The following is an 11,583-nucleotide window of genomic DNA, read 5'->3' on the forward strand; positions in this document are numbered from 1 at the left end:
AGATTAGACTCCGTATTTTGCGGCCGCCGCTGTTGCGAAGCGGTTGTCGACCATTTGTTCGAAAGGCAGGGCTTCGGAAATCGAACCACCCCCCAATTCAAGCGACATGGCGCTTGCGAATTCGTCTTCAGAGATCACCGGAGTGGTCGGAATTGCGACACCAGAGGCAAAGAAGTTCCCCGCAGCGCTTTCAATGATGTCCTGATCCACCTGCGGAAAGAACTCCGCGCCGGTCGCGGCCAAAAGACCATGATCGGCATGCATGGCGGTCATGGCTTCAGCAATGGCGTTACAGAATGCTTGAATTTCTTCTGGGTGATTGGCAATCGCCTCTTCAGTGGCCATGGCGGTCGTGAAGGAGGTCGGCCCGATCACATCAGCCAGCGACAACACAGCTTCCAGCCCGAAGTCGCGCGCCCCGACGGAGACATCCCATTCAAAGGCGGTGGCAACATCGGCCCGGCCATCTTTCACAGCTGTTGCCTGTGCTCCCGGCGGCAATTCGAGGAACGTGATCCCGGCCTCTTCAGGGGTCATCCCCAGAGTTTTCTGGATCGCGTAGGTCGGAACCTGAATGGTCGAGGAGGGAAATTTCAGCGTTGCAATGGTTTTGCCCTTCAGGTCTTCGATTGTGGAGATCCCGGAACCCGGCTTGGCAATCGCCCACATCGACACACCGCCAACAATCTTGGCGATATTCTTGATGGAAGCTCCTTCGCGCGTCGCATTCACCGACATGCCGGGGCTTGTGACGCCCACGAGGCTGCGCCCGGACAGGATCATCGGGATCGGAAGCGCGATGCCGCCTGCAGTTTGCAGATTCACGTCCAGCCCATGTTTTTTATAGAGACCAAGGTTCGCAGCGACATAAAGCGGAGCATACATGGCCGTCCGAATGGCTTCCGAGACGGTGACGGAGGTGTTGGCAAAAGCCGGCAGGACACCTGTGGAAAATGCCGCCCCGGCAGTCAGGCCGGAAGCGATGAAAGAGCGTCTGTTGAGCATGGTGTATTCCCTGATTGATGCGCGGTCGTTTACTCGACCTGTGGCTAAGTGGATGGCAATCAGATTTCCGGGCAGCTTTTCATTGTCAATTAATTGTAATTCGATATATATATTGTATATGACAATAAATAATGTAGAAATTAAGCATTTACAGGTCTTTGTGGCTGTTGCGGAGACCCAGAACTTCTCCCATGCCGCACAGGCCTGTGGACTGTCTCAATCGACGGTAAGCTTAATTATTCAGCGACTTGAGGCGGATTTAGGCGTTCGGTTGATTGATCGCACAACCCGCAAAGTCATGCTGAGTCGTATGGGGGAGGAGTTTCTGCCGGGGGCGCAGCGCATCATCGCGGATTTCACGCGTCAGATATCGGACATGCGAGCGTGGCAGGAAATCGAACGCGGGCAAGTGAATATCGCCTGCGTCCCGTCCGTGGCAATTCGCCTTGTCCCGAAAACCATCAACGCGTTTCGCGCCAAATATCCGAAAATAAGCATTAAAATTTTTGAAGAACCCCGTGGACGGTGCATGGATATGGCCCGCAAGGGGGACGTTGATCTTGCGATTGCCAATGAACCACCTGATCTGTCCGATCTCGATGCCGTTCCGCTTTTGACGGACCGTTTCGCACTGGTCATGCGCAGGGATCATCGTTTTGCCGAAAGAGAGGCTGTCTCTTGGGCAGAAGCACGCGATGCGGGGCTCGTCATGATGGCCGCGACAACCGGCATTCGGCTGGAACTGGAACATGGCCTTCCGGCGGGGATACTACAGAATAAAGTCTCCTATGAAGCGGTGAACCCCTCGACGCTTCTATCAATGGTACGAGAAGGCATTGGCCTTGCGCCTCTTCCAAGCCTCGCTTGGCCAGACCCAAGCGACCCAATGTTAACATTTCGGCCTTTGAGCAATCCTGTTGTCACACGGGAGTTGCATTTGGCATGGCGCAAAGACAGTTCGCCAACACCAGCAGTCGAAGCCTTTAAACGTCAGTTAGAGAAAGAAGCTTCTGACTATGTCATTAGCTGACTCATATTCTGTATCTGCTTCTAATCTTGCGACGTGAAACGGGACGCACAACACTTTTGAAAGGTGTAGCACTACTGCAAATTCAAATTCCCGATAGCTGCACGAATTATACGATTTGTATCATTTCCCCCGCCTAAAGCGTTTCGACTTTAACTTGATCTATCACATAAAGTCGAAACGCCCGCTCCGCTTGGACGTTGCACCACGTTTCTGCTCAAACCCTGATTCAGGTTTAAGTCGAAACGCTTTAACACTGCCGGTCCGACATGCGCCCCTTTTGCGCCATCAAATGCCTTCATGTAATCTTGGGAAAGTTCCACACTCTCGGCGTGAAACCTTGCGCTCGCAGATCGCAATGCAATCGCCCCCTGTCCAGTCGGACCGGAAGGCAAAGGAATGATCCATTTGCTCCCGGCTCAGCTCCGCGATCGAAGCTTGCGATCGCTGTATTGCTGCTCTGATAGCGTGCGTAGTCGTGGCGCTTCCGTGACGAACTTGTCCCATAATGCTTCCTTCCATTCGTGCGAAAGGATTACACCATCAAACCATGGGCTCAAACACCTAGACCAAAGGCGCGCTAGCTATCTAACATATACGTATCGTTACGGGCCGAAGCCGGTCACAAGGTTCTAGAGCGTTTCGGCCTGAACCTGAATCGTCTGGGATTCTCATGAAGGTCCAGATGTGATTCATCCTGTTTGGGAGGATGGATCATGTCAGCACCTTTGCCATTGGCACTCAGACGCGGGTTTCAGAGATTAATTGAAGAAGGGTTAAGTGGGCGTGCGGCGGCGTTGCGCCTGAAGCTCTCGCCAGCGACAGGCGCGCGTTGGGCGCATCAGGTGAGAACCAAGGGCCATGCGGAACCTGACCCTCAAGGACCGCCGCGCGGCAAAGGTAAGCTGGCTCCGTATCGGGAGTTCCTTGAGGAACTGATCGCACAACATCCCGACATCACGCTCTTTGAGTTGCGCGATGCGTTGGCCGAGGCAGAGGGGGTACGGGTGCACCACTCTTCCATCGCCAACCTGCTGTCCCGGCTGGGCTTCACGTACAAAAAAAGTCGCTGGTTGCCACCGAGCGCCATCGCGCCAAGGTAAGGCAGCAGCGGGCTGACTGAAGCGTTTCGAGTTTAACCTGATCTATCAGATTAAGTCGAAACGCCCGCTCCGCTTGGACGTTGCACCGCGTTTCTGCTCAAACCTTGTGTCAGGTTAAAGCAGAAACGCTTTGGTTCAAACATCGGCTTCCTGCCATTGCGGCATTGCCGGATCGCGTTGTCTTCATTGATGAAACCGCGGTGAAGACCAATCTGACCCGCCTGCGAGGAAGAGCAAAACGAGGCGAGCGCCTGACGATGGATGCGCCGTTCGGCAGTTGGGGAACCCAAACCCTGATCGCGGGCCTGACACAAGATGCCCTGATCGCTCCATGGCTCATCAAGGGCGCGATGGACGGCCCGGCCTTTGCCACCTACATCCGCGAAGTATTGGTCCCCGAGATCGCCCTCGGCACCGGCGTCATCCTCGACAACCTGGCGACCCACCGCAACAAGGAGGCAACACAGACCTTGCGTGACCATGGCTGCTGGTTCCTCTACCTGCCGCCGTACTCGCCAGACCTGCCCCCCATCGAACAAGCCTTCTCGAAGCTGAAAGGCACCTTCGACGGATCGGAGCCAGAACCTTCACTGAGGTCTTCGAGGCAATCGCAGCAATCTGCGATCTCTACGACCCAATAGAGTGCTGGAACTACTTCAAGGCTGCTGGATATGTCCCAGGTTAAAGCCGAAAAGCTTTAACGGAACGATATGAACCGATACGGGGGCAACATTGGCAGAGATCACCAAAGGGCATTTGCAACGGCTGCACCGTTCCGGCGTAGCGTTTTCCAAATCTTGGCTGGCCTATGCCCACCCGGACCTAAAATCCGAATGGCAAGAACTGCGACAACAATCCGCCATGGATACCTTCAAGAAGGATGCTCAAGAAGCCTCCGAACTTGACGGCGACATGACCGCGAAACTCACCCATGCGTTTTCCGGCTTCGGGAAACTCGCTGGCACACGCAACGCCCTTAAAGACAAATTGCAAGCCAATATCCTGTCTTACGTATCGAGCGGACATATTCACGGCTTTGACTTTGATCTGCCCCGCTCCGTATCGTCCGTTCCCGTGGCAATTCCGAAAGAGGCATGGGCGGGCAAATGTGATTGGGAAAACGGGACACCCAGCTTCCGAGGCTTGGAATTCGCGGACGTGCGCCTAACGACAAACCGGATTCGCAACGAAATCCTTGAACGTGGCAACGTGGATCGCACCCCACCACGCGCGGTTGGCCGCCCCTCTGCTGCAAAGGACATCATGGCCGCAATCCATGCGCTGCATGAGGCCGGGGAGATTGATCCCACAGCTTCCCAGAAATCACACTTCCCGAAAGCCTTAAGGTGGTTGGAATTGAATCGCCCCGACCTTGATCCAGCGCCAAATGCAATTTCTTTTGAAACTTTTCGAAAACATTTTTCTCCGTTTTTCAATGACTTAAAGAAAAACACAAAACAATAAATTATTTGCGAATTTCGTGCCATTTTTCGTGTTTCGAATCTGGGCCAAATCAAGAGCATCTGAAATTACTAGGACGTAAAACGATGCTCAAAACCAAAGCAGCTAACGACAATAACCGCCCGGCCACCGATTATCTGGACGGGTTCATTGACGAGAAGAAAGCCGCAGACTTCCTGTGCCAAAGCGTGCGCACGATCCAGAAATGGCGTGTCACGGGCTATGGGCCGAAGTTCTACAAGTCGGGGCGCTCGGTGCGCTACCGCCGTCGCGATCTTCTCGAATGGGGCCAAACGCGCTGTCACGGCAATACCAGCCAGTACACCGTCGCCTAACCCCGCCTTCTAAGTTTTGCCCGTATGGGGCTGGCAGCGCCATGCGGGATTTTGGGGCCGGACGGCTCTTTCGGGCGCGAGGCAAACGGTTCTCGCGCCCATTCCATTCTAATTAAGGGTTCACACCATGACCAAACATCCTGCCCATAAAATCAAATTGGGCCTTATCACCGCAACCGTCTGGGACAATGACGGATTCTATTCCGTCGATCTGTCCCGCGCTTACAAGAACGGGCAAGGCGATTGGCAATCGACGCCAAGCTTTGCCCAAGGCGATCTTCTGAACGTCGCCAAATGCGCGGAACGTGCGGAAATCTGGATCGCGCGCCAAATGTCGAAAGACGCCACACAGCGCGCCTAAAGCATCCCATAAGATCGGAGCCGGGCCCTGCCCGGCCCCAAAACAAAAGCTGCCCCGCCGGAGGCACAAAGCGCATCCCGCTTCATCCGGTTCCCTCAATTCCAACCGCCACAATCAGCCGACAGGCAAAGGGGGGGCATGTAACACCCCCCTCCACGACTACGAAAGCGAAGATCAGAGTAAATGAAGGCACAAATCCTCCATAGCGGCTTTGACGGCCTCAGGTTCACCCTACAATCCGAGATCACCCCGGAACTTCGGAAGGAACTGGCGCTGGCGAAAGCCCATGCCAAAGAGCACGGGCATGACATTGAGCTGCGCTTTGGCGATGTGCTCTTGTCCGTCACCCAGAAAGGCGGGCGCACCTTTAACACCCACACGGGGGAGCTGGGCGCGGTCTGGATGTTCCAAGACCCCGAAGACCGCATTCCGAACAATCCCGGTATCACTGTTGACTTTCGCGCGCTGGGGCTTGCCACGGGCGGTTTGGATCACGCGGAGCGGCATTTTAGGGAGGTCATGGTCGCGCTTGCCATTCCCTACGGCGAACATCAGCTCCGTGTCTCTCGCGTGGACTTTGCCGTGGATATGCTGGCCCCATGGTTCGAGCCGGAGCGGATCGCCCTTGTTGCCCCTCCCGGCACGAAGGTAGAGGAATACACCGGAGTCAATGAGACCGTGACCCAAGCCACAGGAGGCCGCGTCACCGGGCTACGGGCGGGCAATGTCGATAACCGGCAACTGGCGATCTACGACAAGCGCGGGGAAGTCATCCAAAAGGGGAAAGACGGCTGGCTTGCGATCTGGAACGCGGAGCGTGCCGCCTGCGGCCAAGAGCCTCTGGACCTGTCCGACCGGCTGACAAGCCAAGTCTGGCGCTTTGAGTTACGCCTTGGTTCAAAGCAGCTCCGAGAGCGATTTGAAATGCACTCATGGGCGGATGTGCGGGAGAGACTCGGAGACGCCTATCAGCACGCGCTCGAACGCCTGCGCTACTGCATCCCCACAAATGACAGCAACCGCGCCCGCTGGCCCGCACATGAGTTGTGGCGGTTGTTTGAAGACACGGTCATGCAAGACCTGTCCGTGCATTGTATCGGCGTGCAGCCCTCAGACGTGATCTTTGCCAACCGCACCGCAAAGATGCGCGAGCTGGATCAACAGCTTTTGGGCCTCTTCGTCACCCGCGCCGCGATCTCGGACGTGCCACCGGATGAATTCTATGACTTCATGGACCAGCACATCAACGCGCTGCGCCGGAACAGCGAAGAGCATCCGAAGACCTTGGAAGAGCGATTGCAGAAGGCGGGCGGGAAGTATCGGTGGACCTGAAATGAGCAATTTGGGCAAAAATCCAACAGAATCCGAACACATTTAATTTTTAACATATATTGCAGATCAACCTCATTTTGGCTATTGATGGCATAATTATGCTTCACGTTTCGTCGTGGGTAACTGCAAAACATTTTCTAGTCTTTTTAGTGATCTCAGGTGCCGACAAACGGCACTTGATCACATCATTTTTATTATATTTTTTCCTGTCGGGGCGGGGCATATGTGTATTTTTGACAATTTGAAGACCATTTTAATCAACCTGGACACCAGCAATCAGCGATTTCGATCGGCTAAAGAACAACTTGATACAGCGAATATTCCGTTTGAACGCCTGTCAGCATTCGACGGAAGAAAAGTCGATCCTTTAACCTTTTCCGAATATGACGAAAGCAAAGCCCTCTCTTGGTTTGGACGAAAATTATCGGGTGGTGAATTAGGTTGCTATTTCAGTCACATCAATTCTGCAAAACGCTTCCTCGCCTCTGACGCAACTTTTGGACTGAGCCTTGAGGATGATCTTTTGCTCAAGCCCGACGCCAGTTCTACGCTGTCCCGCTTGCTTGAATACTTCGAGGCAGGACATGAAACGAGATGGCATATGGTCAACCTCGGTCGTCCTGTGAAGCGTTTCAGCAGTCCGGTTGCGCAGTTTTCATCAGAAGCCGGGTCCCGAACCTTATGCCGCGCACATTACTTTCCGGACACCACGACAGCCATTCTTTGGTCCCGAGAAGGGGCCACACGTTTTTTGGAAACCGCAGATCATATCTACATGCCGATTGACCATTTTTTGCGCCGTTGGAATTGCCAGACGGACGCAGGCTATGGTTTCATTGAGCCGCCGATAACGACAACCGGGACTGATAGCGACATTGAGCGCGCGAAAGTGGGGCAGGATACATCGCGAGCGCGCTTCTACCATCTCCGCAAACATCGCAGGCTTTGGTTGAATAAACGTGCGGCAAAGCGGAAGCGTCAGCGCTTTCAGAATAGTTTTGAAAAACAATGACCACTCCCCTCATCATTCTCGCTATTTGCACATATAAACGCCCCCAAATGCTCCGGAGTTGTTTAGAGTCTGTGAAACAACTAGACGCTCCAGAGAATTTCAATATCGCTGTCTGCGTTGTCGACAATGAGGTATCAGATCTGACTGCATCCATTGTTCATGACGTCGGAGAGGGGGAGTTTCATTACCTGCCCCAACCAGACAGAGGCATAGTGCATGCTCGAAACATGGCATTGGACTGGGCAGTCGAAAAGAATGCCGTTTGGTTTACCTTTCTCGACGACGATCAGACGGTTCCGAGCAATTGGTTGGTGGCATTACTCAATGCGCAAAGATTGACCCATGCGGAAGTCCTACAAAGCGCCGTGAAATATATTTCACCGAAAGGGAATACGCTCAAAAAAGCCAAAGCGTCATGGAACCAGAACCTGAAATATGTCTCGACAAACGGTGTTTTATTCACAACGCACCTGATACGCTCTGATGGGTTGGGACTACGATTTGATGCCCGTTTCAATATGAGCGGCTGCAGTGATAGATTTCTGTTTCTACAAGCGCGCCAGAAAGGCGTGAGATGTGTGGCAACGCCAGAAGCCATTGCAATTGAGCTGACACCAGACACTCGAATTGGCCTTAAAGCCACATTTAAACGCACGTATAAACAAAATTGGATCAATACGTATCAAGATGTTGATCTGTACGGGTATATCGCCGCCTTTTGCGATATCGCTAAGCGGGTAATGTCGGCGCTATACAAAGGCACGCTCTCACTGAGTTTGGGACTTCTGACTGTAGTCTTCGATTATAACTATGGAAAACGGAAGCTGCATAAAGCCGCCCGGAATTACGGAACTCTCTGCGGGACTTTGCGCGGACTGGTCGCGAAAAAATTGCCCCAAGCATACCTCCAGACGCACGGAGGATAATCGCTTGGTCAAAAACAATCTTCCACTCATTGTCTTCTGCATCTGCACCTACAAACGCCCAAAGATGATTGTGTCGTGTTTGTCCGCCGCAGGGCAGTTGGAAATGCCCGAAGATATGCGGGCCGTAATCGTGGTAATCGACAATGAGGCTTCTGAGCAGACACGTGAAATCATCAGTTTGACCAGTGAAAGCTCCCGTTTACCAATAGAATATCGCGCCGAATCGAAACGCGGTCTTTGCCATGCACGCAATACGGCACTGGAGACAGCCATCGAACTCAAGGCGGACTGGGTTGCCTTTGTGGACGACGATCAGACGGTTCCAGCCAACTGGCTCATTGAAATGATGAGCGCACAGAACACGACGCATGCGGATGTTGTTCAGACCGCGATCGAATACCGTCGGCCAGATGGCTCACTCATCAAGTCCGCTCAGAAGAGATGGCAATATAATCTGCCCCAAGCATTTTCCTATGGCGTACTGTTCTCTGCAAAGCTGATCAGGCCAGATGGTCAAAACCTCAGATTTGATGAGCGTTTTACTCTCAGTGGCGGAGAAGATCGTTTGTTTTTCTCACAAGCCCATGCCGCAGGGGCCCAGATCGTGGCAACGCCAAAAGCCGTTATCACTGAACACGTAATGAATGAGAAAGCATCCTTAAAAGCCACTTTCCTGCGTCGTTTTAACGCCTATCGCGTTGCAACCTTGCAAGATCGGGAAAGATTCGGCTTGCCGGCAACGTCCATAAAAGTTTTCAAATTTGCCCTAGTCGCGCTCTACAAGGCGCTTGCTTCTGCTCTGCTCGGAGTGCTGATATACCCTTTCACAAGACCTTACGCAGAAAAGAAATTCCGCAAGGCGGCTATTGCAGTAGGCGAGTCCACGGGTGCAGCACGTGGACTGTACGGGAAACAGCTCCCCAGCCCTTACAGCACGACAACCGGGGAATAAGGGAAAAATAAAAAATGGCAAAATATAAGAATCCAGAGCCTTATGCAGATGCATTTCCTGGCGGCCTGTATCGTTTTGTTTCAAAACTCGGATTTACCAACGCCACCAATATGCATTGGTTTTACCGCCCTGAAAAAGGGATGAATTTCGGAGATTGGATCGGACCGTATCTGTTCAATAAGATTACCGGCAAAAGGGCGCGTAAGAGGGCGGCAAAAGGACCTTGGTCTTCACAACTATTTGGGTGTGGCAGCATCCTGAGCCATATCACATCGCAAGATAAGGCGATCGTCTGGGGAAGCGGTGCTTTGACCCAGGACGCACAGTTTCCAAAGCCAAAGAAAATCCATGCGGTCAGAGGACCGCTTTCTAGAGAGATTTGTGTACGGCAAGGTTACGATTGCCCGGAGATTTATGGCGACCCAGGCAGTTTGATGCCGCTTTTCTTTCAGCCATCTGAATCTGAGCACAAAGCAGCACTTGGTATTGTACCACACCATACAGAATTCGACGACCTGTCTGAAAAATTCTGTCATTCTCCGGACGTCAAAATCATTGACGTCAAGCAGCCCTTGGAAAAGGTGATCTCCGACATCGTCGCCTGTCATGCGATTATATCGACATCATTACATGGCGTGATTATTTCGCACGCTTATAACGTCCCCGTGGTATGGGCAAAATTCGGCGGCGATCTGATCGGCGATGAGTTCAAATTCAAAGACTATTTCCTGGGCATTGGTATGAATGACATTCCAAAACCTTTGGATTTGAGCGAAGACTATAGCCAAGAAGAATTGGAAAAACTCGCGAAATCTGGCGAACAGCCTGATCTTACAGACGTCCAGAAACGTCTATTGGAAAGTTGTCCATTCAATTCCGAGAAAGTAGTTTAAGTGCTAAATTTTGTCATTCCAATCAGAGATCCGTCTCTGGTGCGTGATCACACAGCTCAGTTGAGATACTTGGAGCAGACATTCGCTTCGATTGCAGGACAGGTGACGCCTGGCTGGAAAGCATGGGTGGTTGGGCATCGCAGCCAATCGCTTCCAAAACTACCTAATAAATTTGAATTTGTTCCGATTGATTTCCCAGCCGAACCGCTGCTCTTTTCAGCGAAGACGCGCGCTGAACATTACCATGCAGTACGCTTAGACAAGGGACGGCGTGTGCTCGCTGCTTTTCAAGAAATGCAGCGCTCCGAAGTTTTCATGGTCGTGGATGACGACGATTTTGTGAGTGCCAGACTTGCTCACTTCGTTTCCACAACAGAAGTCCCATCGGGCTATCATATCAACTCTGGCTATATTTGGGACGTAGAGAAGAATTTCATCGCACCAAGCAATAAATTCCATACGATATGCGGTACTTCGTTACTTATTTCTGTCGAATTCATGCAAAGGCAGGTGCCAGTCATTGGTAGCCAGAATGAGGCGCTCATCACCGAGCTTGGAAGCCACAAAACTGTGGTTGATCGCGCGCTCCGCGAAGGTTTACCCTTTAGCCCAGTTCCATTTCCTGGGGCCATCTATCGGATGGGAAGCTCAAATTCTGATAGTAAATTCGTGGCCGCAACAAAAACAGGTTCACAGACATCTCATAAGGAAAAAGAAGGGAAATTGAAACTGTTTGAGCGCCACATACGATATACTAAAAAGAACCATTTTGCCCGACTTGCTCTCGAAAAGTCTCAAAGGAACATTCCATATCAGAAATTTCAAACGGAATTTCTAGGTCACAACTCAATACCCGAAATCGAAATGATATGTGACACCCGAAATCGATTACCGCTAAGATTTCCAAATGGACCAGTCACAGACTTTCCATACGATACTTGATTAAAAAATATGCGGTCTTCGGATTCACTTCCAAAATCGACTAACGCACGATGATTGAGACGCTACAGAGGCACGATCGATTATCTGTGAGTAGAGTCTCTGCGCCTCTCTTCCGTTGCCCTTCCGCAACACTCCCAACTGCACTCCCTTTGCTTCCACGTTGCTTCCAGCGGGAAAGTACAAACGCGAACGGCCACCCGAGGGCGGCGTTTAAATAACTGTAATCGTTGTTTA

At 52.2% G+C, this 11,583-nt stretch carries 13 protein-coding genes and 1 pseudogene; 12 read left to right on the plus strand and 2 right to left on the minus strand.

The genetic code is table 11. The features are described 5' to 3' along the window. Positions 1 to 3: 3 nt before the first annotated feature. Positions 4 to 1,005, minus strand: coding sequence for an ABC transporter substrate-binding protein (locus tag ACYBHZ_RS17190; protein WP_460275529.1), 1,002 nt, complete (start codon positions 1,003 to 1,005; stop codon positions 4 to 6). Here ACYBHZ_RS17190 and ACYBHZ_RS17195 point away from each other — a divergent pair. Continuing rightward, positions 983 to 2,035: a LysR family transcriptional regulator gene (locus ACYBHZ_RS17195; RefSeq protein WP_460275530.1), complete on the plus strand. Its 1,053-nt coding sequence runs from the start codon at positions 983 to 985 to the stop codon at positions 2,033 to 2,035. The genes ACYBHZ_RS17190 and ACYBHZ_RS17195 overlap by 23 nt on opposite strands. Before the next feature lie 408 nt (positions 2,036 to 2,443). On the opposite strand, the pseudogene ACYBHZ_RS17200 reads toward ACYBHZ_RS17195, so the two are convergent. Then, positions 2,444 to 2,539 (minus strand): annotated as a pseudogene (locus ACYBHZ_RS17200) (IS481 family transposase); the annotation flags it as partial. A gap of 209 nt (positions 2,540 to 2,748) precedes the next feature. On the opposite strand from ACYBHZ_RS17200, the gene ACYBHZ_RS17205 reads away from it, so the two are divergent. From ACYBHZ_RS17205 to ACYBHZ_RS17255, 11 genes are all read left to right on the plus strand, one after another. Next, the gene (locus tag ACYBHZ_RS17205) at positions 2,749 to 3,135 is read left to right on the plus strand and encodes a transposase (protein WP_460275531.1); all 387 of its coding nucleotides are present in this window, start codon (positions 2,749 to 2,751) and stop codon (positions 3,133 to 3,135) included. Between the two features lie 80 nt (positions 3,136 to 3,215). Next, entirely contained in the window at positions 3,216 to 3,776 is a 561-nt protein-coding gene (locus ACYBHZ_RS17210; RefSeq protein ID WP_460275532.1) for an IS630 family transposase, read from the plus strand. 91 nt (positions 3,777 to 3,867) lie between these two features. Then, a complete protein-coding gene (locus tag ACYBHZ_RS17215; RefSeq protein ID WP_460275533.1) occupies positions 3,868 to 4,599 on the plus strand; it encodes a hypothetical protein in 732 nt (243 codons plus the stop codon). Positions 4,600 to 4,682: 83 nt separating this feature from the next. Beyond that, positions 4,683 to 4,931, plus strand: coding sequence for a helix-turn-helix transcriptional regulator (locus ACYBHZ_RS17220; RefSeq protein WP_460275534.1), 249 nt, complete (start codon positions 4,683 to 4,685; stop codon positions 4,929 to 4,931). A 127-nt stretch (positions 4,932 to 5,058) separates the two neighbouring features. Beyond that, a complete protein-coding gene (locus ACYBHZ_RS17225; protein WP_460275535.1) occupies positions 5,059 to 5,292 on the plus strand; it encodes a hypothetical protein in 234 nt (77 codons plus the stop codon). A 183-nt stretch (positions 5,293 to 5,475) separates the two neighbouring features. After that, a complete protein-coding gene (locus ACYBHZ_RS17230) occupies positions 5,476 to 6,624 on the plus strand; it encodes a hypothetical protein (RefSeq protein WP_460275536.1) in 1,149 nt (382 codons plus the stop codon). A gap of 223 nt (positions 6,625 to 6,847) precedes the next feature. Beyond that, on the plus strand, positions 6,848 to 7,636 hold the full coding sequence (locus ACYBHZ_RS17235) for a glycosyltransferase family 25 protein (RefSeq protein ID WP_460275537.1): 789 nt from the start codon (positions 6,848 to 6,850) through the stop codon (positions 7,634 to 7,636). Continuing rightward, positions 7,633 to 8,562: a glycosyltransferase family 2 protein gene (locus ACYBHZ_RS17240; RefSeq protein ID WP_460275538.1), complete on the plus strand. Its 930-nt coding sequence runs from the start codon at positions 7,633 to 7,635 to the stop codon at positions 8,560 to 8,562. The genes ACYBHZ_RS17235 and ACYBHZ_RS17240 overlap by 4 nt, the downstream gene beginning before the upstream one ends. Before the next feature lie 4 nt (positions 8,563 to 8,566). Next, positions 8,567 to 9,514: a glycosyltransferase family 2 protein gene (locus ACYBHZ_RS17245; protein ID WP_460275539.1), complete on the plus strand. Its 948-nt coding sequence runs from the start codon at positions 8,567 to 8,569 to the stop codon at positions 9,512 to 9,514. Between the two features lie 14 nt (positions 9,515 to 9,528). Next, a complete protein-coding gene (locus tag ACYBHZ_RS17250; protein WP_460275540.1) occupies positions 9,529 to 10,407 on the plus strand; it encodes a polysaccharide pyruvyl transferase family protein in 879 nt (292 codons plus the stop codon). A gap of 39 nt (positions 10,408 to 10,446) precedes the next feature. Further along, entirely contained in the window at positions 10,447 to 11,349 is a 903-nt protein-coding gene (locus ACYBHZ_RS17255) for a hypothetical protein (RefSeq protein WP_460275541.1), read from the plus strand. Positions 11,350 to 11,583: the final 234 nt, after the last annotated feature.

The organism is Celeribacter sp. ULVN23_4, assembly GCF_054788345.1.